Raw genomic sequence first — 19,908 nt, forward strand, 5'->3', positions numbered from 1 at the left:
GTTGTGACCGCCGGGCAAGCGTCGTAAAATTCCCCGGTGACCGCGAACGAATCGCAACCGGGAGACTCTCATGTCCGGCGATCCCTCTTGGAAGCATTCCCGTGGTTCGGCCGCAAAAAGACCGGCGGCTTCCCGCAAGTCTTGGCAGCAGGGCAAGGCGTCTGGCGTGGCCGACCCGCATCGGCGGGCTCGCCGGGTCCGGATGGCGGCCGCGTTTGTCGGAGCGTTGCTTGTCTCGGGGATCGTGTTGGCCATCATCCTCTGGCGGCCCACCAAGGCGGCCCGGTTTGTCGTCGTTTCACCAAACATCCCGATCAACACTGTCGCCCCGCTGAATGCCGCCGGCTTCCAGTCGGCCAACTTGCTGACCGAATGGGCCGTCAACGAACGCGATGTTCCCAACCCGAAACCCAAACTCGATCCGGGCCTGACGGTCGAAACTTGGGAATCGGCCATCGACCGGAACGATTCCGGCAAAAGCCCGCTGGTTCTTCACTTCACGGCCCCCGGTGGTTCGGGGCCGAATGGCCCCTTCCTGTGGATGGTCCCGGAAAAGGCCACGGTCGCCGAGCCGAGTCATCGCCTGCCGGTCGCCAAAATCTTGGACATGTTGAAAACGCTCCCGGCCAGTCGCCCCAAAGTGTTGATCTTCGATGCCGCTTTTGAATCGGTGAACTGGACCCGAGGGGAATTTTCCAATGAGTTCGCCCGTGGCTTGAAAAGCCTCGACGCAAAAATTGCGGAGATCGACGGTCTGGTGGTCATTTGCTCGGCCGATGCCGATCAAACCGCGTGGGTCTCGGAGGAATGGCTGGAAAGCGTCTTCGGCCACTTCCTCGTCGAGGGTCTTCGCGGCGGGGCCGGACAGCGGGATCAGCATGTGACGGTCGCGGCTCTGCTGCAATATTTGGACGAACATGTCGGCGGGTGGGCGCAGGCCAACCGGGACGCCCCGCAAAAGCCGTTCTTGCTTCCGAGCGGCGACGGTCCCCGCCGGGCCGAGCAAATCCGGCTCATCAGCGTTCATCCGGCCAACACCGGTCCACTCCCGCCGGGCAGCCCGCCGCCGGGGGTTTCCACGGAAGCATCGGCCGAGCTTCGCAAGATATGGGATCGCACGGCCGAACTGGCCGCCCGCCAGCCCCGGCCGGAGGCCGCCTCCCCGAACATCTGGCGGCAATATCTCGATCTGGCAATGCGGTGCGAAAAATTGGCCCGACACACCGGAACTGTTCCCGCCGCCGGTTTGGCCCGGCTGACAACTTTGGAGCGGGAACTGACCCAATCTCCGTGGAACCGGACACCGGAATGCCTCGCCAACGCGCTGCCCGTGTCGCGGGCGATGGGCCAGCCCGTCACCAAACTGCCACCGGGCACACTGGACAAACTGCTCGCCCTCCCGGCCGCCGACCAGCCGAAGGAATGGGACAAGCAAACCGGCCCGCGCGAGGCGACCTCAAACGCCCTTGCCGGGGAATTGCTGGAGAAACTCGCCAAACAGGAGACAGTTTCCCCCGCCGACCTCGACGCGGCCATCGGCCTGTTGAAGCAACTCGATGCCCTCCGGGACCGGCAGACGGAAGTTCAATTGCTCCGAATTCTGCACGCGGAGAAAACCCGCAAAATGGCCGGGGGAGCGGAGATCGCCCTCGCGTTGAAAATCCATCTCGCCGGGGAACGATGCGCATGGTTCACCACGCCAAGCGATGAGTTCACCTATCCCGAACAAGTGGCCCGCTGGCTCTCGAAGCCCTTGGCCGCCGCCGATGAGAATCGCCGCACGGGCATCGATCTGCTTTTCTCCGGAGATGCCAAAGATTGGGCCAAGGGACGAGAACGCCTGACAACCGCCGGGACACAATACGACGCCCTTCAAGCGGAGATCGCCAAACTGGCAACCGCCCTCCGCGTGCGCGATGAACTGCAAACCCGGCTGCCGTATTACGCTTTCTGGGTCGCCAACCAACGCACTCCGGCCGCCGACACGCTGACCTTGCTGACGGCTGTGGAAGGGATCGCCGGGAAGTTCCATGAACTCGCGGCATTGCTCGCCAACCCGAGCGACGCTCGGTTGGAAGAGATCAACCGGATCACCGCGTTGCTTGACCCCGCCAGTGAAGCTGGTTCCTACGCCACGCTGGTGAAACGGTTCCAAAAGGAAATTGATGAGCTTGCCCTCTCGACGACACAACTGGCCTCCGACTGGCACCGGTTGGATAACGCTCTGCGGGTTCCGTTTATCTCGCCAACACAACGGGCCATCTTGTATCGTCGGGAACGGGCCATCTCCGTGCGATTGCACACGTCAACGACTTCGCAACAGGCGACGCCGAGCGAGTTCTCCGCACGCACGCTGTCCATCCGGCATGGCCGCATGGCCCTCGCGGTTCTCGGGGCGGGACTGGCGGATGAATTGAAATCCCCCTCCTCCCATTCATGGGCACAGTTGGGACCGCTCGTTGCCACCGCCGACTCGGACCAATGGGCGAAAACCTTCACCGATGTGGGCGAACAACTCGCGGCCATTTACCGGAGCCTCCCCGCCCTGACCGCGCAGGCCCATGAGGCCGGTTCTCGTGGCGATGGCGACACCGCCAAGAAAGAACTTGCCCGCGCCTGCCGCCTGGTATCGGCCTGCGACGGCACGCTGATCCCGGCAGAGAACCCCTTTGCCGCCGAACGCCGGGTATGGATGCACGCTCTCTTGCTCGCGCAAGCGAAACGCAGCATCAACGATGGTTGGGCCGAAGTCGATGCCGGGGCCGCGAAGCCTTATTGCCGCCGGGCGGCCGAGGCTTATTGCCAGACGGCCGAGGATATCATCATCAATGGTGAACCGCTCGACACGATCACCAAGGAAAAACGACTGGCGGACGCGGCGATGGTCCGCACGCAACTGATCCCCCCGATGTTCACATTAACTTGGGAACAGGGAACACTCGACTTGACCGACCGGCCGGAGGAAAAGCCAAAAATCCGCGTCGTTTCCCAACGGGCGACCGGTTTTCCAGTCATGCGAGTGCTGGCGGTTTCCAAGCCGTTGTCCTCGAATCAATTTCCCGTGGGCCAAGGGGCGGTCGTTAGTGGCTTCGAGAAACCGGACACCGGAAACACCACTCTCCCGGTGCCACTGACCGTGGACCGGGAGACGGTGTCCGGCGGGGCGGTCGGACAGGTTGATGCGGAACTCTTCTTCCGGGGTCGTCGCGAAGTGGCCGTCCTCAAGTCCCAATCCTTCGGCCAGCCGACGTACACTTGGATTCACCGCACGCCGAAGGAACGGCCGGGGATGGTGTCCGTCTCCGGGGATGAATCGTTGATGAGCGGTTCGGTCGCCATCCTGTTCGATGCCTCCGCGAGCATGGACAAAGAACGGGATGTGGCGGTGTTTGGCAGCCGCAAATATGTCGTCGCGGCCGACGCCGTTCGGGAGTTGCTGGCCCGGTTGCCGAAGGATGCTTATGTGAGCGTGACAACGTTTGCACAAAACAAGGACGGCGGCCTGACCTTAAACACTTTGCAAGAACCGCGACTCTGGAACGAGCCGGAGCGGTTCTCCAAGGCTCTCCATGCGAAGTTGGTCAACACGGTGAACTTTCAAGAGGGTTACAAAACGCCGATTGCCGAGGCGATGATCCATGCCCGCGATGTGGCCAATCAGGCCAAATATTTCAAAGACGGTTTCAAAAATCTAATCGTCATCACGGACGGCGACGACAACGTGGAAACCGGCAATCCCGGCGAGCGGGTGGTGAATTTCATCAAGTCCCCCGCTCAGGCAAACACCGATGTGGCGATGCACATCGTCTTGTTCGGGGCGACCGACGAGGAAGAAAAATCCGCCCGGAGCCAGTTCAAGCCAATCACCAACGAATCGAATTTCACCGACAGCCAGACACCCGGCGAAATCTGGCCGCGCGAAGGGGGATCAAGCCAGCGTCTTCGCTCCAAGGACGAACTCCGGGACGTGTTGCGGGCCGCCATGCTGCCCCGCGTGCAACTGTTGTCCCGCGAGGAAAAGCGGGCCGAGCGAGTGCCCGTTTCGCTGGCCGAGGAAAACACCCACGCCTGGCTGATGCGGTCACTGGTTCCGGGCCTGTACACCCTGCGCACGGCCGATGAATCCCGCCAACTTCAAGTTCAACCGGGGGATCGGCTGGCCCTCGTTCTCAAGCGGGAGGCGGGAAAACTCGTGCTGTCACTTCCCTCCTATGTGGACGCCCGCCGGATCAACTTGCTCCCGGCCACCGACAGCAAAAGCGAACCGCTGCGAATGACGGTGCCGCTGAATCGCCGGGTGAGATTGGAAGGGCGGGATGATGCCGAGATGTTCGTCACCCTGGAAAAGCCGCTGACCAACCGGGCCGACAATCTGCGACGAGAACTGCCGTTGTTCGCATGGTTTGAAGTGACGCCCGACGACGGTGAAAAGCAACCGACCGGCATTCGCGTGGAAAACATCTTCGACCGGATCGCCCCGACATGGGTGGTCACCGCCCACACTTGGGTTCCTCGCAAAGGGCAGACCGAAGTGGCCATCGCCCCGGCCCATCCCAAGGTCGAAGGCTACTGGCTGGACCGGATGCCGGAACAGGATGGAAAGGCCACGCTGGAATTCAAAAGCCTGAACCGGCTGGGTGACGAACTGGCCAAAATGCCCTCCCGCAAGTTCGGCATCCAAGGAGTCGGCGAAATCACGCTCGATGATATCGCCATCGAAGGGCGTTATCTGACAGTTCGGCTCAAGTACCCCAAAGGTTCACCGGTCGTGCCGCGAGCCTACAACCTGTTGGGTGTCGAGCAACGCTGGACACTGGAAGAAGAACACCGCTGGTACGGGCCGGCCGGTGTGTGCGTGTCCAGATTCGGCCCCCTGCCGGAAGATCTTGCCATCCCGCTGACGCTCGATGTCTATTCCCTCGACGCGATCAAACGAACCGCCCGCAAACAAGAATTAGTGCCGAAAGACGAACCCGACTTCAACGCGCGGGACATCTACCCGCCGAAACGGGAACTGCCGAAAAACTAACTGACAGCAAGAAGAAAAGGCACTAACCACAAAGGCATTCGATCCAATCTGGTTTTCTTTGTGAAACTTTGTGTGATCTTCGTGCCTTTGTGGTTAATGCCTTTCTTTTCTGGCTGACGCTTGGAGCAACGCATGGCCGGTGAGCGTCCGACGAACGATTGGCGGCATCAGCGACGGCCATCGGCCACCGGCAACCGGCCCGGCAAACGTCCGCCGTCGAGCCGCAAGTTCCGGGGGCAAATCGCCGTCGTGCTGGCCGTTCTTTCGGCCGGAGCCATCGCCGGGTTGCTCATGTGGCGCAAGGATGATCCCAAGCCGCTGTTCGTGGCCATCGCTGTCACCGATTACGAGGAAGTTCGCGGCTGGCCGATCAACGGCTTCGCCTTGCAAGATGCTGATGCCCTTCGCGGCCGTTTCCCGGACGATGGCGTTCAGCCATTGCAAAGCCAGGAAGGCGAGACGATTCTCTCGGAGATCAAACGACTCGGGGAGCGGGCACGCAAGGAAAACCGCGTGGCCGTGCTGTATTTGTCCATGTTCGGCGTGGCGACTGGGGTGGATGTGGCCCTCATTCCGGCCAAGGCCGATCCGCGCGACCCAGCCACCTGGCTGCCGTTGGAACGGGTGATCGAAACCGCGAGGAGCATCACCACGCCACTGTTGTTTATTTTGGAAGTGCGGCCGGTGGACGATCCCAGGCACGGGTTTCTTGGCGAAGAATGCCGGGCGAAGCTAAACGATCAGCTTACCCGGATCGCCGCGAACAAAGAGTTGATGCCGTTCGATTTGCTCGTTTCCTGTTCCCCGCCTGAGCCACCTTACTTCTGTCCAGAATTGAAACGGGGGGCTTTCGCCTTCGTGGTGGAAGAAGGCTTGCGGGGCCGCGCGGATGGCTGGAACCCGGCCCGGCAAACCGATGGCGACGTGACCACCGGCGAACTGACGGCCTTCACGCAAGCCCGTGTCCGTCAGTGGGACGAAGCCATGCGGACTCCCCATTTCCCGCCGATGAAATACGGCCACGGCAAAGAATTTCGGCTCGTCTCCCTCGTTGGCAAACCCGCCCCTCCCCCAGCCTTTGAATCATCGGGACCGGAACCGGTGTGGCTGACCGCCGGATGGGCCGACATCGACCAGTGGCGAAGCCGGAACGCCCACCGGGATTCGCCGCGAGCTTTCGCGGATTATCGCCGGACGATGGCAAGGGCCGAACTTCGCTTGCTCGGCGGCGTGCCCTCCCAACAGATCGAGCCGGATATCACCCCCAAGATCCGCGACTGGCAAACCCGGATGAAGGCCGACGCTGCCGCCGGTCCGCCGGTGTGGTCGCTGGCCCAAATCGCCCGGTCGCCGGACCCGAAACTGGCCGCCGAGGCGGAGAAAGCCTTGCTGCCGGTCGTCCGCAAACTTCGCCAGTTTCCGGCCGCGAAATCAGAGGAAATTGACGCCGTGGCGAAACCGCTCACCGAAAAAGAAGTCACCCAAGCATGGCTGGACGCGGCCGCCCTGCATTTGTTCAACGTGCTGCTGACGCAACCAGACCCGAAGACAGATTACACCGCCACCCAATTGCGGGATGCCGTCGCCTTGATCTCGTCGTTTCGCGTCGCCCCCGAGACGCCAAAACCTCTGCCCGCCGAGTGGATCGTCATGCGATTCTTGTCCGAGGCCGATCCGGAGATCCGGAGTTTGTGGGATGCGGGGACTTTGCCGATTATGCTGCGGGCAACGATGGCAATGGAAGAAGCAATCGTGGCGGATCCCCGGTCGGGCGGTAAAATCGAACCCCTGCTCCGGTCGGCTGACGCTGATTTTCAAACGCACTTCGTCACGATGTTCAAATCAGGACAGAAGAATCGCGAAACGGCGTTGGGCGAACTGAAACGCCTCGCGGATGATTATCGAAAAATTCGCCTGCTCGCCGACGCGGACGCCTTTGCCCGGCGCGAGTGGGATGAAACGGCGAGCGTCCTGCAAGTGTTGGCCGACACTCCGGCGTTAAACCCGGTGCTGCAACCGGAGGCCGAACGGGTGTGGTCCGATTTGCTCGCGGTTTTCCGGGATGTGCGGGCCAAAATCGTTGGCTCCTCGGATGCCGGGGAACTGAGCCGCACGGCCGGGTTGTTGAGGGATCATCGGAAGACTTACACGGGATTGGTGATTCCCCCGCCGAATGCCTCCCTGCGGGAATGGCGGGCGGCGTTGCGGTCTCCGGTGTGGGACGCGAAAACCCGGATTCAGATGGAAACCTCCGTCCGGGGATTGGCCAACGAGCGGATTCCCGGCGGGATGGCCTTGGTGACCGACGGGCCGCCCCCCTCGGGCAACGCTCCGGCGACAGCGATGCCAACCGTCGGGCGACTGGACCCCGGATATTTGAAACGCCTGACGGCATTGCTGGACACCGCCGGTTCACCCGTGAGACCCGGCGGGACCGACATTGAAATGGCCGGCCGAATCCGCGACGCTAACAACGCCCTGCGGGACAAATACGCGAAGGCGACCGACACCGACCGGGTGACTTTTGCGTGGGCTTTGCATCCACGCGACATTCCGGGGGATGATCTTTCAGCCGACCCGGCGGTGACGATCCGCCGGGAGGCCGAACGACGTTGGGCCAATGGTCTGGCCCGCGACCGATACATGGCCTGGGCCGGGAAGATGGAATTGTTGCCGCATCCGTCCGCGAAGGAATTCGCCACGGCCCTGCGGCGGTTGGCGAATCTGGCGACTGCGACCACGCCGTGACGAGACAACTCGTCACGGCTATTCCGAAGGAGAACCGCGATGCCCGTGAACCGTTTGGCCTTGTTCGGTTTGTTCGCCGCGACGCTCGGCGTTCAAGCCGCTGACGCCGTCATCATGCTTCGGCAGGGAGCCGATGAAAGCGTCAATAGTGTCGCGGTTCGGCCGAACAACAAACAAGCCGTTTCCGTGGCGGTGAAGAACACCTCCGGGGACAAGAAGACATTCAACGTCATCTTGGAGGCTGATGGACTTGGCAAACTGGCGACAACGACTGTCACTTTGAACAACGACGAGACGAAGACCGTCGAGTTCCAACCGCCCCCGGCCCCGAAAGTCGAACCCAAGAAGGATATCCCGGCTCCCAAGGCCGAGGCCAAAAAGGAAGAAACGCCGGAACCGCCCCCCGGCGTTGAGTTGAAGTCCGTCATCCTCAGTGAGACGACGGGCTTCGCCTTCCGCGTCCGCGTGACCGACACGAACGGCAAAGAACTGGCCACGCGGACCTTCAAGGTGGAAATCACCCTGCCGAACAATCTCATCACCGAACCCAAAATCGAACTGAACGGGTCCAAGGGCATCCGTGATTTGAAGATCACGATGGATGCCAGGAAAAATTCGCTCGTCACGGAAGCCGATCCGGTTCGTGTGTCGCTGGTGTTCCCGCCACAATTGTCTCTCGCGGCCAATCCTCTGCGATCAGGCACTTATGAACGGGAACTGAAGCCGGGCGCCACCGATGTTTCGCTGTATGCTTCTGAAATCAACCTCGCCCCGCTGGCCGACGGTTTCGTCCGGTTCCACCTGGATGTTGACGGTGTCTCGCGGGCCTTCACTTACGCCCCGCAAGTTCGCCAAGGGGTGACCGCCACCGCCACCCGCATCGATGCCTCGGCGGTTCGCTTGTTGCCGGTCGATGGCTCCAAGTATTCGCTGCAATTGACTCGGGAAATCCGGTCGCACGAATTCGGGTCGGCCAAGGTTTTCACGCCAGAGTTCTATGTCCGGCCGTCGAAGGCCACGAAGTTCCTCGCGGAAGTCGAAAACGAATCTCCGAGAGACTCCCTGATTTTGAAACTCGACCGCAGCCGGACCGGCAAATTCCAACAGTCGGATGAAATCGTCAGCTACGGGATGCCGCGTGAGGTGCGGGTGTGGCTAAATCTCGCCGGACCAGCGCCGGGCCTCTTGGAAATCGCGGACACCGTGCGGGATCGCGTGGTGAGCCTCGACACCTCCAGCATTCGCGGACGTTACGAAATGCGGGCCTCCATCGGCGAGAAGTCGCCGCGGGAATTTGTCGCCATCATCGTGGTGGACGACACGCCCCCCGAAGTGGGCGATGTGCAATTCGGCGTGTTCGAGAAGAAGCACCTCAAAGGCACACCGCTGCCGGTGAGTCTGGTGGCCAGCGACGTGGAAACGACGCCAATCACTCGGGTGGAATTCGTCCTCGCCAAGCCCGGTCCGGATGGCAAGCTGCCCCCGGAAGCCGTGCGGGTGGAAGGCACGTTGAAGGACGACAAATGGGTCGCCCAACTGCCGTTGCCCGTGGCCGCCGAGAAGAAGCCGACGGAACTTCCCCCGCCTGAGAAGAAGCCCGAAACGATGGATGTGACGGCCGTTGTCCAAAACGCAGTCGGCTTGGAAACAATGAAGACGGTGCGGATCGAGTTGTACGAGAAAGAAAAGAAGATTCACGGCAAGATCGTCGGCCGGGTGGAACGCGGCGGACGCCCGCAACCCGATGTGTCTGTTCTGCTTCGTGATGCCAAGGGCGAGGAAAAAGGAGCGACGAAGACGAACGCCAAAGGCGAGTTCACCTTTGAACACTTGTTGCCCGGCCTTTACCGGGTGGCCTCGGCCAAGCCCGATGCCGGAGCCGGCAGCCGGGGCGAGGTCCGCGTGGAAGTCGAAGTGGACAAGACCTCGAAGCCCGTCATCCCGCTGACCCGCCCGCCGTTTATGCGGTAATTGATTCGGTGGATTTTTAACGAAACAACCCCGCTCATGATGTAACGGTTATCATGTGCGGGGTTGTTTCGTTAAAAATCGAGAGGTTGCAAGTCCGGCTCCACCCATTTGGCCCTCGCTTCATCGGACCATAACCGCTCGGGAGAGTAATACCGGAGCGGCCATTGCATGTGGCATTCGCGAGCCAGTTCCTCGACAGCCTCTGCCACTGTCGCTTGCTTGTCATGTGTGAGCCGATAGCTCGCCACCTTTCGCAGGAACAACAGGGTGATGGTTTCGTGATAGCCCGAGGCATCGCCGACGGTGCGGTTGTACAACTGGATGTGATGACGGGTCCGTTCCTCCGCTTCGATGGCGGGGAAGCGTTGCAGATAGATGAGGGCAACCGCCAGATGCGCCCGGTGGGTCCAGCGTTCATAGGGCCAGCGACATTGCTCAAACTGCCCGACCATGTCGGCAACTTCCGCATCGGATGCGAACGGCACATCCCGTTTCGGACGGCGGGTGGTTTCAGCCATCAAAGGGTCTCGGCGATGGTGAGTGGTCACCGCCAACGACTCTTTTCCCGGCTGACAGGTTCGCCCGCCGTCCCAAGACAAAATCAATCATCCGACGGGGCGGCGGCATTCACCAGTTCTGGTTCCCGCACGGCCGGGCGGGTAATCAACTGCCGGAAGTTTGGCCGGGTCATGCCGATGGTCGGTTGCAGCGGGATGGCGATGCCCCGCTCAATTGACAGGATCATCGCCTCGATCACCAGCAAATCGGCGATGGCCTCGTCCGCATCCGGTTCCGGCTGGCGGTCGTTCAGGATGCACTCGGAAAAATAGACGATCTGCGGAGCGACTTGGTCCTGGGCCGGGAAGTCCTGCTTCTTTGTGTCTTTTCCCACCGTCAGGGTCAGTCGGCGTTTGGCGGCAAAGCTGAAAGCCGGATTCATGCGAATGTCCCCCTTGGTGCCGATCAGTTGGGCATGGGACACCTTCGATTCGCCAAAACCACAGGAGATCATCGCCAGCCGTTCGCCGGGGAAGCGCATGACCGCCGACACCATCTCGGGAACCTGCCGGAACCTCGGGTCGGCGCTGGTGGCGGCATAAGCCGAGACTTCCTCCGGTTCATCACGGAAGAGATACCGCGCGGCATTCACACAGTAGATGCCGATGTCCAGAAGGGGATGGCCGCCAAGGGAACGGATCAACCGGGCATTTCCTTCGTCGATGACTTGGGTGTTGATTGAGGAGAACAGCCGGGGTTCGCCGATGGTTCCGTCGTTGGTCAGTTCGATGGCCAGCAGGTTCATCGGCTCGAAGTGGAGCCGATAGGCGGTCATCAGTTTCACGTCTGCGTCTTCGCAAGCCATCTTCATTTCGCGGGCGGCGTGAACCGTGTCCGCGAGAGGCTTTTCGCACAGCACATGGATGCCGTGCCGGGCGGCCATCAAGGTGTGTTCCCGGTGTTTGCTGTTCGGCGTCACCAGATACACCGCGTCGATGGTTCCGGACTCCATCAGGTCTTCAAGTTCCTCGTAGGGATAGGCGGGAACATCATATTCCTGCGAAAGGATGGCCCGCTTTTCCACATCGCCGGAAACGATGGCGACCAACTCACTGTTCTCGGCATTCTCGAACGCCGGAAGGACCGCAACCTGCCCAAACCAACCCGCGCCCACGACAGCATACCGAATTTTGTCTTGCCCGTAAAACGACGGTCTCATGGCATGTTCCTTCAGAAATGTGTCAGATGTGAATACTCCGCAGAAAGGAGTGCATTTGTGATGCCGACTGGCCTCAGCCAGCCGGTATGGCACCGGACGCACAATCCGAATGCCCCGTGTTGATGTGTTTCAAACTGAAAGGAAGAGAAGACATGCAAAGCAAAGAGAAGATTAACCACAAAGGCACAAAGATCACACAAAGACTCACCAAGAAATCAACAAAATCTCTTCTTGCATTCCCTCTGTGAAACTTTGTGTGATCTTTGTGTCTTTGTGGTTCGTCTTCTCTTTCTTCTCTTCAATTATCCATGTTGAAGATCGGTCCGAGGAACTTTCGGATCTCGTTGACGGCCTTCACCGGGATGAACACGTCAATGCTGCCGTGTTCCGGTTTCAACGTGAGGGCGATTCCCACGTAGGCGGGCTTGCCGGTCGGGGCTTTGAGTTCCGGCATGGCCAGCGGGAAACCGGGGACGGCCCCGGCCGTGTCCTTCAACATTCCAAACACGCCAAAGGCTGTTTGGGCGCCGTCCAGAAGCATCAACCAAGAGGCCTCGGCCGGCATCTGATTGCGCGTGGTTTGGAAGGCTTCATCCTTGCCGACGCTCTTGCCGGAGTCAAGGTATTTCTCCACCAATGCCTTCGCGTCGGCCGGTTCCTTCGCATTCAGGGTGATGAACTTGCCGTCGGCCGCCCCCATCCAAGTGGTCAGTTCTTCGCCCCCCAAGGCCCGCTTCATCGAGGCCTTGGCCGTCTCGCGGGCCTCCTCGGGCAAGCCGGCCACTGATTTGTCGATGTCGTACTTGGTCACCACTTTGGTGAGTTCAAACGGTCCGGCCTTGAGGGCTTTTTCTTCCACCTTCGGCTTGTCCTTGAGGCTCACATTCGCAAAACTCGAACCAGCCTTCAGTGTGTTCATCAGTTTCACTTGAGCGGCGAGCATCTTGGCATCATCCTTGGATTCAACAATCGCAAACGTGCCGCTGGTCAGGGCCGTGTTGGCCGACAGGCTCAGGGATTGGTCGTAACCCGCGATTTCCTTGGTGATCTTGCCAAGGGCTTCCTTCACTTTTTCGTCTTCATCATCAGCGGTGACCAAGCTGGCCAACATGGAGGCGGCCGACGATCCCTTCAGGTTCAATCGGGAGGCCGAATAGCCCATCTGCCCGCCGGGGAGGGTGGCGAGTTCCGGCAACTTGTCCGGCTTCGAGGTCTTGAGAACTTCGTTTGTCGGGGTCTTTTCGCCAAATTGTTCCAACAACCGCAGGTTGACCCCCTCGGGCCGGGCTTCGATGGCCAGCACGAAACCCACGCCGTCCTCAACCATCTGGAAGACGGTTTCGATCATGGCCTTCATCATGTCCATCTGGGACTTGCTGATTCCCTGAACCCCGAGACCGCCGCCATTGTTGAAGATCGTTCCGGCGAGCATCTTGTAGTTTTTGATCTGTTCGCCGAATTTTTCATTGATGTCCTTGAGATTCACAAACAAAGACACATCCGAATTCATGAAGGCTTGCAGCGTGTCCTTGGACATCACGGCCGACAGGCCGCCCGCCTTGCCGTCCACAATCTTTTTGACATTCTCCGGGTCGGTGGAGAGGGCGACATAGCCCTTCAGCGGGGCCAAGAAAAAGGTCATGTTCTCGATGGAGACGGCATCTAAGCCCTTTTCTTTTTGAAGGGTCTTGCGTTCGTCGTCGCGGAGGAAGGTTTTCTTGAAGTCGTCATAATCCTTGATCGGAAGCAACACGATGACATTGGGAGCCTCCAAAATTTTCGGCAGATCGGTGACGGCGAGATAGATCCGGGCATCCCCCCGGATGGCTTTGAGATCGCGGCCATCAAGGGCGTCGGCGATGAGCGTGTCGAGTTGGGCGGCGATCTTCTTCGATTGATCCGGCAGGGCGTTTTCAACCATCTTGTTGACGCGCTGCTTGAGCCGCTCGACGCCGTTCAACTGCAAGACGACGGAGGAACCGGCCGGGATGAGATTGAAACTCTCATCCACGGGCGTCGGCGTGTCTTTGGCGCCGGGGGCCGCCTGCGTGATCGTGCCGATCATCAGGAGCCAGAAAACGGCCTTCAAACCTGTGGGACGCATGGAAAATTCCTTTGACGAGACGAAAGATCTGTAAGCGGATTATAGGTGGCAAGCGACCGCCCAATCATCACAACCGGCAAATCCTGACACTCCCCCGGAGATTCTTCAATGGCCGAAGATTGATTCCGGACGGACGGAACTTACTTCGCCAGAATTGGTTTTCGATTTTCAGGCGGGCATGTCTCTCAACAACTGCTTTTGGCTGAAGTGGCACTTCATTTTTTCAGTTATGGATACATTTTGAGCCATCGCCTCAATGGAATTTCTGGGGCAGCCGAAAAGCCATTAAGAAAACGACTGATTTTTGGCCCATGATGAATAATTGAAAGTGGTGAGCGCATTTTGCGATTGCCGGTGTCTGTTGCCAATTTTTTTATCCCCTGCGCCGGAGCGGGCGTGTCCGAGTCTCGACTGAGTACCGTCGCCGATCCCGCCCTTTTCCGGGTCTTGGCGGATCAGTCACCCGCCCCGACCTCGCTCATATGGCCGACCGGGGAAATCACTTATGTCAATCCCGCGTTTTTGGCTCTGCACGAACAACCGGCCGGCCAACTGATCGGCCAGACGATTTTTGGGATCATTGATTCGGAGGATCAAGCGGCTCTTCAGGAGGAACTGCGACGACTGGCGGCCCGTGAGTGTGACACGGCCGGGGTGGAAGTCCGCCTGCCGCCCCCCTCGGCCGCCCATCAGCGAATACGTTACCGGATTGCCCCGATTCGGGACGACGGGGGAAATCTGACGGCCGTTATGGTGTTCGGCCAGGCCGTCGGTGTCATCAATCCCAAACCCGTTTCGGAACCTTCGTTGGACGTGGCCCAGGCTCTGTTTGACAAAAGCCCGATTCCCATGTGGGTCTTCGACATCGAGAGCCTGCGATTTCTGAACGTGAACCGGGCCTGCTTGAACCGATACGGGCATACGCGGGAAGAATTCCTTCAACTAACCACCAAGGACATTCGGCCGCCGGAGGAAATCCCCAAACTTCTCTCGGCCATGACCGATATCACGTCCGTCCCCTATCCCGCCACTCGCTGGATTCACCAGTGCAAGGATGGCTCGAACTTTGTGGCCGAGGTGTTCGCCACCCCGATCCAATTTGGAAACCGACCGGCGAGACTGGTCCTTTCGTTTGACGTGACCGACCGGATACTGGCCGAGCGCGCTCTCCAAGAGCGGACCACGATGCTGGAGGCTCTCGGAGACAACCTCCCGGCCGGGGCGATTTACCAGTACATCAGCGAACCGGACGGCAAGGGCCGGTACACCCACGTGAGCGCCGGAGTCGAGCAAATCAGCGAATTGAAAGCGGAGGATCTGCTGGCGGGACGTGTCCGGCTGCGCGATCTGATCCCGGCGCCGGAAGACCACGAGCGAATCCTCCGGGCCGGCGAACAGGCGACCGATCAATCCACCATCTCCGACACGGAAGTGAGCGCCCGGCTGCCGTCCGGCCGGGAGCGGATCTGGCATATCCGCTCGGCCATCCGACGTCGGCCGGACAATTCGATTGTCTGGGATGGCGTGATTTTGGACGTGACCGACCGTCGCAAACTGGAAACCCAAATGCGGCAGGCCCAAAAATTCCAGAGCGTCAGCGTGTTGGCGGGCGGGATCGCCCACGACTTCAACAACCTCCTCACCGGAGTGCTTGGCTTCTCGGAGCTGGCGGCCGCCGAGACCCCGACGGACCATCCGACGCATGAATATCTGACGGAAATCGGCACGGCCGCACGGCGAGCGGCGGAATTGTGCAAGCAGATGCTCGCCTATGCCGGGAAAAGCCGCCTGACGCGGGAACCAACGGATTTGACCGCCCTGGTGCGGGACATGACCCGATTGCTGCGGGCGGCCATTTCCCGAAAGAGCGAATTGCAACTGAACCTGGACGAAGAACTTCCGCCGGTTGAGGGAGACGCCACACAACTCCGTCAGGTGGTGATGAATCTGGTTACCAACGCCTCGGAGTCGCTGGAGGAGAAACCGGGCCTCATCATTGTTCGGACGGGATTGATGAAAGCAGACTCGGGATTCTTCCGCTCGACCATCATGCGGGAAGACCTCCCCACGGGGACATACGCCTATCTGGAGGTCACGGACACCGGCCACGGCATGACGGCGGAAACGCAGAGCCGGATTTTTGAGCCGTTCTTCACCACCAAATTCAGCGGTCGCGGCCTTGGGCTGTCGGCCCTGATCGGCATCGTGCGGAGCCATCGCGGGGCGGTGCGCGTGACGAGCGAACCGGGGCGGGGATCGACCTTCCGAATCGTGCTGCCCGTCGTCGCCGCGGCGTCAGGATTGGAAACGCCTCCGGCCGGTCAACGTTTGCCGCGGCCGGGGATCGGGCCGGTGTTGGTGATCGCCGATGTGGAATCGGTGCGAAACCTCGCCCGAATGACCTTGGAAAAAGCAGGTATGGCGGTCATGGTGACCGGAGATGGCAATGCCGGGGTGGTGGCCTTCCGGGAGGCCGGGGGGAAATTCCCGGTCGTGCTGACTGATCTCACGATGCCGAAACTGAGCGGATTGGAGACGCTGACCGCCCTGAGAGCCATGAAAGCCGATGTTCGCGTGATCCTGATGAGCAGCCACGGCGAAACCGAGATGCGGGACCATTACGCGGAATGCGGCTTCGATGGTTTCCTGCAAAAGCCCTTCTCGCCGGACAATCTTCTGCGAGCCATCGAAGGGGCGATGATCCGGCCGGCCTGAATCGGACAAACACACCTCTCCCCGCCGGAATTCCATTGCCGCTTGTCGGTCCGGGGTTTAGACTTCGGAGCATCCCGCCTCACCCGCCGTTCGTATTCAAGGGAGCTTCGCCATATGGCGTCCGAATCTTCGCCGAGCCGTCCGTCCTCCTCCAAGGGCGTCTTCTGGTTGTTGTCGCTCATGATGTTTCTGGAGATCTACATCTGGGGATCGTGGTTTGTCCAGAACTTCAGTTATCTCGGCAAGATCGGCTTTGACGAGGACCAGCAATTCATCATCAACAGCGGCTTCCCCTTCGCGGCCCTGGCGGCCCTGTTTGGCCTGACGGCCTTGGTGGACCGCAAATTCTCGGCCGAGAAATACTTGGCCTTCGCCCACTTCATCGGCGGGCTGGCGATGATCGGCCTCGGATTTGCCCGCGAATTCGTGCCGGCGAACCTGCTGTTCCCGGTCTTCGCGGCGTTGATGTACCTTCACTGTCTGGCCTATGTGCCGACGATTTCCGTGGCGAACTCCATCGCCTTCACCCACATGACCGACGGGGCACAGTTCGGCCGCGTCCGGCTTTGGGGGACAATCGGCTGGATCGCCGCCGGGTTGCCGTTCATTTACCTGCTCACGGACTGGACGAAAGTCAACGCCCTCGGCGATCTCGGTCTCGGGGCCAAACTCAATGCGATCTTTGACGCGAATAATGGCAAATCTGGCGATGCCTGGCTGGGAAGCGTGGTTTATGTGTACGTCGCCGCCGGAATAGCCTCACTGTTGCTCTCGGCTATCAGCCTCATGCTGCCGCATACGCCGCCGAAACCGGCCCGGCCCGGCAATTCCTCGAATGCCACCATTCAAGCCATCTCGCTGTTGAAGAACCCGTTCATTCTGGTGCTGTTCATTGTCACGTTCATTGATGCGATGATCCATCAGGGATACTTTTTGGTGATCGGAAGCTTTTTGGGTTCCCCGAAGGAAGCGAACGGCGTCGGTTTGCCGGCGGGGTTGATTCAGGCGGTCACCAGCATCGGGCAAGTGGCTGAGATTGTCACAATGGCCTGTCTCGGCTGGGTGCTCAAGAAATTGGGTTGGCGGACCACCATGATTATCGGCATTCTTGGACATGCCGCCCGGTTTGCCGTGTTCGCCTATTTTCCGGAACCCGCCCCGGCCATTCTGGTGAACACATTACACGGCATCTGTTACGCCTTCTTCTTCGCTACGGTGTACATCTTCATCGATGCTTACTTCCCCAAGGAAATCAGCGCCAGTGCCCAAGGATTGTTCAACTTCCTGATCCTCGGGTTCGGCGTGGTGGTGGCCAATTACGTCTGGCCGAAGCTCTTGGCGACGTTCACAACCAAGATGGCCGACGGCAGCACCATCGTCGATTGGAACGGTTACTTCAAGTATCCGTCCCTCGTGGCCCTCGGCGGGGCGATGTTGCTGTTGTTGTTTTTCCATCCGCCGAAACATGGAGCAGGCGAGACAAGCACGGCCGCGTTGCCGCACTGACAACTTCGCTCAGCACTTTCGTTTTGACAAAATCATCAAAAGCGGTCGAGGGATGCCAATCTTGGCATCCCTCGACCGCTTTTGATGATTCACCCAATCAGAATATGTTCAAACGAGCCGAATTTTGACTTCTTCCCACGACGAACCAACTGTCGGATTTTGCCTATGTTCCCTCAGTCGGCGTTCCAAGTCAAATCGCTGCGAGTCAGTGATGGGAACGTGTTCTGCTTCCAAGGAGATCTGGTCCCAAATGGCATGAACCAACTCGATTTTATCATCAAGACTCATCCGGTCGATCCCGAGCGATTCCAGTGAAACAGCCATCTGTATTTTCCTTGGTTTGCCCAGTTTTGCCAGACCGCCCAGAGACCAAGTCTGTCAGGCGTATCCCTGACATTGTTCTTTTTACCGAACCCCGCCATCATATCATGTCGATATACTGGGCAGTTACTTCCCCAGATGCCGCAAGGATGTGGTCCCATGACACTATCATCGGAAACCGAAAACATCTCCGAAATCACCCCCCTCGACCGAGCCCGACAAGTCTTGCGTGACGAGGCGGAGGCCCTTCTGGAAGTGGCTGACCGGCTCGGAGAATCCTTCAACCAAGCAACTGAAATCCTGTGGCGTTGCTGTCAGGCTGACGGCCGGGTCGGCGTCACCGGCGTCGGCAAGTCCGCCGATGTGGCTCAGAAGATCGTCGGCACCCTCAACTCCACCGGCACACGGGCTTACTTGCTTGACGCAACCCGTGCCTTGCACGGCGACCTTGGGATGATTCACTCAAACGATGTCATGATCGTCCTGTCCAATTCCGGGGAAAGCGAGGAGATCGTCCGGCTCCTCAAACCCCTGCGGGAAATGGGGGATTCGGTGATCGCCATCACCGGAAACAAAGCCGGCACGCTTGCCCTCTCGGCGGACGCGGCCATCATCTACGGTCCCATCGTCGAGTCGAGCCCGTTCGGACTGGCGCCCAGCACGAGCGCCACGGTGGCGATGGCCATCGGGCATTCGCTGGCCTTTGCCCTGTGCGATCAGCGGGAATTCACGGACGACGAGTTCGCCCGCTACCACCCCGCCGGAAGCTTGGGGTTCAAGCTCTCCCTTGTGGAAAAACACATGCGCCGGGGGGGCGATCTTCGCTTGGCGAGGGCAACCGCCAGCGTGCGGGAGGTGTTTTCCCAAGCCTCCCACACCGGCCGTCGCACCGGGGCGGTCATGCTGGTGGACGAGGACGGCAAACTGGTCGGTTTGTTCACGGACAGCGACCTGGCCAAGCTCTTTGAGCGCCGGGCCGACACTTGCTTCGACGAGCCCATTGATGGCGTGATGACCAAAATGCCCTTGACAATCTCCCCCCGGCGGAAGATGCAGGACGCCATTCAATTGATGAAGGATCGCAAGATCAGCGAACTTCCCGTGATCGACGCCGGGGGCCGACCCGTCGGCCTGCTGGACATCACGGACATCATCGGGGCCGAGGCCGACCCCAAGGACGTTTCCTCCGACAGTCAGGTCCCCTCGTGGAACAAGCCCGCCGCGTGATCGCCGCCAAGCCCGACCCGGAAACCATTGAGGCCATCCGGGCCGTCCAACTTCTGGTCTTGGACGTCGATGGCGTGCTGACGGACGGCAAAATCGTCTACACAGACGCCGGGCATGAGATCAAATCTTTTCATGTGCGGGACGGCTCCGCCCTCAAATTCTGGATGGAAAGCGGCAAACAGGTCGCCATCATTTCGGGCCGTTCCTCCCCGGCGGTGGAACGGCGGGCGCGTGAACTGGGCATCACCGTTGTGGTGCAAGGGGCGCGCAATAAAATGCCCGCCCTCCGGGATGTTTTGAAACACTTTCAACTCGATCCCGGGCAGGCTTGCGCCATTGGCGACGATTTGGCCGATTATCCGGTGCTGCAAACCTGCGGAATCGGCGTGGCCGTCGCGGATGCGTGCCGGGAACTAAAATCTGTCGCCCGATATGTCACAAGTGCTCCCGGAGGATGCGGAGCGGTCCGGGAGACGATAGAATGGCTGATGGGCCATCAGGGGAGCTGGCAGACGTTGCTCTCCCGGCTGGCAGCCGGTTAATGCGCGCGAACGACTCGCCAGAGGTGCT

The 19,908-nt window shown here is 60.0% G+C and carries 11 protein-coding genes; 7 read left to right on the forward strand and 4 right to left on the reverse strand.

Going from position 1 to position 19,908, the window contains the following annotated elements; translation table 11 throughout:
* Window positions 1–70: 70 nt before the first annotated feature.
* The 3 genes from BGIM_RS0117295 to BGIM_RS0117305 all read left to right on the forward strand — a co-directional run bounded on the left by BGIM_RS0117295 (window position 71) and on the right by BGIM_RS0117305 (window position 9,748).
* Window positions 71–5,029: a vWA domain-containing protein gene (locus BGIM_RS0117295; RefSeq protein ID WP_020470993.1), complete on the forward strand. Its 4,959-nt coding sequence runs from the start codon at window positions 71–73 to the stop codon at window positions 5,027–5,029.
* A gap of 132 nt (window positions 5,030–5,161) precedes the next feature.
* The gene (locus tag BGIM_RS0117300; protein WP_020470994.1) at window positions 5,162–7,777 is read left to right on the forward strand and encodes a hypothetical protein; all 2,616 of its coding nucleotides are present in this window, start codon (window positions 5,162–5,164) and stop codon (window positions 7,775–7,777) included.
* A 39-nt stretch (window positions 7,778–7,816) separates the two neighbouring features.
* Complete coding sequence (locus BGIM_RS0117305; protein ID WP_020470995.1) at window positions 7,817–9,748, forward strand: carboxypeptidase-like regulatory domain-containing protein; 1,932 nt, start codon at window positions 7,817–7,819, stop codon at window positions 9,746–9,748.
* A gap of 71 nt (window positions 9,749–9,819) precedes the next feature.
* Here BGIM_RS0117305 and BGIM_RS0117310 read toward each other — a convergent pair whose 3' ends face one another.
* The 3 genes from BGIM_RS0117310 to BGIM_RS0117325 form a co-directional block, all read right to left on the reverse strand.
* Window positions 9,820–10,266, reverse strand: coding sequence for a hypothetical protein (locus tag BGIM_RS0117310; protein WP_020470996.1), 447 nt, complete (start codon window positions 10,264–10,266; stop codon window positions 9,820–9,822).
* 83 nt (window positions 10,267–10,349) lie between these two features.
* Window positions 10,350–11,465 carry a Gfo/Idh/MocA family protein gene (locus tag BGIM_RS0117315; RefSeq protein WP_020470997.1) on the reverse strand — a complete coding sequence of 372 codons (1,116 nt, stop codon included), beginning with the start codon at window positions 11,463–11,465 and terminating at the stop codon, window positions 10,350–10,352.
* A gap of 298 nt (window positions 11,466–11,763) precedes the next feature.
* Window positions 11,764–13,569: a hypothetical protein gene (locus tag BGIM_RS0117325; protein ID WP_020470999.1), complete on the reverse strand. Its 1,806-nt coding sequence runs from the start codon at window positions 13,567–13,569 to the stop codon at window positions 11,764–11,766.
* Between the two features lie 396 nt (window positions 13,570–13,965).
* On the opposite strand from BGIM_RS0117325, the gene BGIM_RS57700 reads away from it, so the two are divergent.
* On the forward strand, window positions 13,966–16,284 hold the full coding sequence (locus BGIM_RS57700; protein WP_020471000.1) for a PAS domain-containing hybrid sensor histidine kinase/response regulator: 2,319 nt from the start codon (window positions 13,966–13,968) through the stop codon (window positions 16,282–16,284).
* 114 nt (window positions 16,285–16,398) lie between these two features.
* Window positions 16,399–17,790 carry an MFS transporter gene (locus BGIM_RS50960; protein WP_020471001.1) on the forward strand — a complete coding sequence of 464 codons (1,392 nt, stop codon included), beginning with the start codon at window positions 16,399–16,401 and terminating at the stop codon, window positions 17,788–17,790.
* Between the two features lie 108 nt (window positions 17,791–17,898).
* Here the strand turns inward: BGIM_RS50960 and BGIM_RS60425 are convergent, their stop codons facing one another.
* Entirely contained in the window at window positions 17,899–18,114 is a 216-nt protein-coding gene (locus BGIM_RS60425) for an addiction module protein (RefSeq protein WP_020471002.1), read from the reverse strand.
* A gap of 156 nt (window positions 18,115–18,270) precedes the next feature.
* Between BGIM_RS60425 and BGIM_RS0117345 the strand changes: the two genes are divergently transcribed.
* Window positions 18,271–19,338 (forward strand): KpsF/GutQ family sugar-phosphate isomerase, encoded by a 1,068-nt coding sequence (locus BGIM_RS0117345; protein WP_020471003.1) that lies wholly within the window; start codon window positions 18,271–18,273, stop codon window positions 19,336–19,338.
* Complete coding sequence (locus BGIM_RS0117350) at window positions 19,317–19,880, forward strand: KdsC family phosphatase (protein ID WP_020471004.1); 564 nt, start codon at window positions 19,317–19,319, stop codon at window positions 19,878–19,880. The genes BGIM_RS0117345 and BGIM_RS0117350 overlap by 22 nt, the downstream gene beginning before the upstream one ends.
* Window positions 19,881–19,908: the final 28 nt, after the last annotated feature.

Origin of the sequence: Zavarzinella formosa DSM 19928, assembly GCF_000255705.1 — a bacterium.
GTDB lineage: Bacteria > Planctomycetota > Planctomycetia > Gemmatales > Gemmataceae > Zavarzinella > Zavarzinella formosa.